A 2,824-nucleotide genomic window follows, 5' to 3' on the forward strand; every position below is an offset into this window, starting at 1 on the left:
CGAAGCCCGTCAGGAAAGGCTGATGAAGCTGGCCGCCTGAGCTGCAAAAGCTTGTCCAGACAACCGGAGCCGATACAGCCGGCGTCTGTAACGGGTGACTCCGGTCGGCGCGCCACCCCTATTCGAATATAGGCGAGGGCAAGTTTCAATAGAATTCGAATCCGGCAATGCCGACAATAGACGGCGACTATAGAGGGCGACAACCGCGCGGCACGCTGCATTACTGTATGCCGATCGATCGTCGCTGCGTGGAAGCTTGAGTGCGCCCGGCTGTTTTGCACCAGGCGCAGCGGACTGTGTGATAGGGTTTCGCGTTTCGTCCGCAACAGAGTGGGCACTGCTTTCTTTTCAGGCAAGCGTCTCCGGGCGCGGCTGAGCGGAGCAGAATGACGCCAGCCGGCGTGCGCCCGAGGAGTGTCCCGAACCGTGTCCAAAGCTGCCCCGAACGCTGAGCTCGCCACCATCCAGCCCGTCGAATCGCTCGTCGTGCCAGAACTGCTCGATGGCCGCGACGGCACCAATCGCGGCGCGGCGCAAACCTCGCAGCTATCGGCGCGCAACGACCTCGACGCCGTGCGCGCGTGGCTCTCCAATTACGCGGACACCAAGACCACTTTCGACAACTACCGCAAGGAAGCCGAGCGGCTGCTGCTGTGGGCGGTCGTGCAGTTGGGCAAGCCGCTGTCGTCGCTGACGCACGAGGATCTGCTGCTGTTCAAGGCGTTCATCGCCGATCCGCAGCCGGCCGCGCGCTGGGTGTCGGCGAACGGCGGCAAGTACGCGCGCGGCGATGCCCGCTGGCGGCCGTTCAACGGGCCGCTGTCGCCGGCCAGCCAGCGCCAGGCGCTGATCATCCTGAACGCGATGTTCACGTGGCTCGTCAACGCCGGATACCTGCGCGGCAATCCGATGGCGCTGCTGCGGCAGCGCGCGAAGCGCTCGGCGCCGCGTGTGACGCGCTATCTGTCGACGTCGCTATGGGACGAAGTGAAGCTGTTCGTCGAGCAGCTGCCCCAAGACACCGATGCGCAACGCGCGTACTACGCGCGCTGCCGCTGGCTGAGCACGCTGTTCTATCTGCAGGGCATGCGCATTTCCGAAGTCGCCGGCGGGCAGATGGGCCAGTTCTTCAGAAGGCTCGGCGCCGACGGTCAGGACCAGTGGTGGCTCGAAACGCTCGGCAAAGGCGACAAGGAGCGGATCGTGCCGGTATCGGCCGAACTGGTTCAGGAGCTGCGCAGCTACCGGACGCTCAACGGACTCGCCGCGCTGCCTACCCGCGCCGAGGAAACGCCGCTGGTGCTGCCGTTCAAGGGCCGCAACCGCTGCCTGTCGCGCTCGGCGATTCACGACGCGATCAAGGGCATCTTCGCGGGCGCGGCCACGTGGTTGCGCGCGCGCGGTCCCGAATTCGCCGATCGCGCCGACGAGCTCGAGCGCGCGTCGGCGCACTGGCTGCGTCATACGGCCGGTTCGCATCAGGCGGACGGCGGCGTCGATCTACGCACGATTCGCGACAACCTCGGCCACGTCTCGCTGAACACGACCAGCCTCTACCTGCACACCGAGGACGACGCGCGCCATACCGAGACCGTCAATCGGCACCGGATGAACTGGGACGACGCGAAGTCCAAAGACGGCAATGCGGGCGGCAAATAAGCGCGGACCGGGCGTGTAAAACGCGCCGGGATTCTTGCGCGATTTCTTTTATTTCCCAGCTGAGTGAAATCACAAGGCGATGCGCGCCGGGCATTGCATGTGCGGTTGCGCGCGGGCAATCGCGCATGACGATCCAGATCTCAAGAATGCAAAACGCCGACCGTTATCAAAAGCGTCGCTCGACAAATAAACAGTACAAACCGGGGAATGAAGTTGAAAAACATCACAAACGCGCTGTTGGCGTCGGCTGCGTGCGCGACTTTTCTCGCGGGCTGCGTGACCAGTGGGCAAGGCCAGCTCGTCACCGCCCCGAATCGCCCGACCGAAGTGAGCGTGACCGCGTATCAGCCGTTGCCGACCGATGTGTACGTCGCCAATGTGGTCGATCGCGACGTGGTGATCGTCGGCGGCGATACGTATCTCTGGGTCGTCGGCCAGGACGGCGTCCGGCATCGCCAGTTCTATGCGCATGGCGATCATCGCGCGGAAGTTTTCCGGCGTCGTGAGGAACTGCATCGCGTGATGGCGAGCCATGACGGTCATTTGCCGGAGCGTGCCGGTGGCGCGCATCCGCCGCTCGGACACCCAGGCGGCCCCGCGCCGGCGATGGCCGCGCACGGACAGCCGCCGCGGGCGAACATGCACGCCGCGCGGCCGGTCAGGCCGACGGCGACGACGGCCGTACACGGACGGCAGTCCCGCGACCCTATGCAAGCGACTGGGCCGGTCGGGCGCGCACCCGCGACGGCTGCGCACGGCCACCCGTCGCGCACGGACATGCATACCGCTGGGCCGGTCAGGCCCGCGGAGGCGCCATCGGCGAAGCGGGTGCCGAAAGATCCGAACAGGTCGTAAGTTCGCCGACACGCGGTTGATCGCGTAAGCGGAAGAATCGTGCGAGGAGAGGCCGGCGCGCCCGCCGGCGAACGGCATCTCTCCGTGGCGGTCCCCTCTGCTCACGCCTGAGAGGCCAACGCGCGACACAACAGCCCCTCGCCGTGGGCTCGTCCCCGCGCTCACGCCAGGCTGACCCCACCTTCCGCCCGCCACAAGCCAAAACCCCACGCCCACAGCGCCTCCGCACGTCGCCCCGTTACTATCTTCACTCCCCGATAATTGGGGATTTGGCCAGCCGGGCCCGGCATGATTCTCGCCCCCAGTCGCT

General features: G+C 66.0%; 2 protein-coding genes. Both read left to right on the forward strand.

Going from position 1 to position 2,824, the window contains the following annotated elements; genetic code table 11:
* Positions 1–414 precede the first annotated feature (414 nt).
* A complete protein-coding gene (locus EVC45_RS44075; protein WP_129964295.1) occupies positions 415–1,659 on the forward strand; it encodes a tyrosine-type recombinase/integrase in 1,245 nt (414 codons plus the stop codon).
* Positions 1,660–1,866: 207 nt separating this feature from the next.
* The gene (locus EVC45_RS44080; protein ID WP_129964296.1) at positions 1,867–2,514 is read left to right on the forward strand and encodes a hypothetical protein; all 648 of its coding nucleotides are present in this window, start codon (positions 1,867–1,869) and stop codon (positions 2,512–2,514) included.
* Positions 2,515–2,824 lie beyond the last annotated feature (310 nt).

The organism is Paraburkholderia sp. UYCP14C, assembly GCF_004197395.1.
GTDB lineage: Bacteria > Pseudomonadota > Gammaproteobacteria > Burkholderiales > Burkholderiaceae > Paraburkholderia.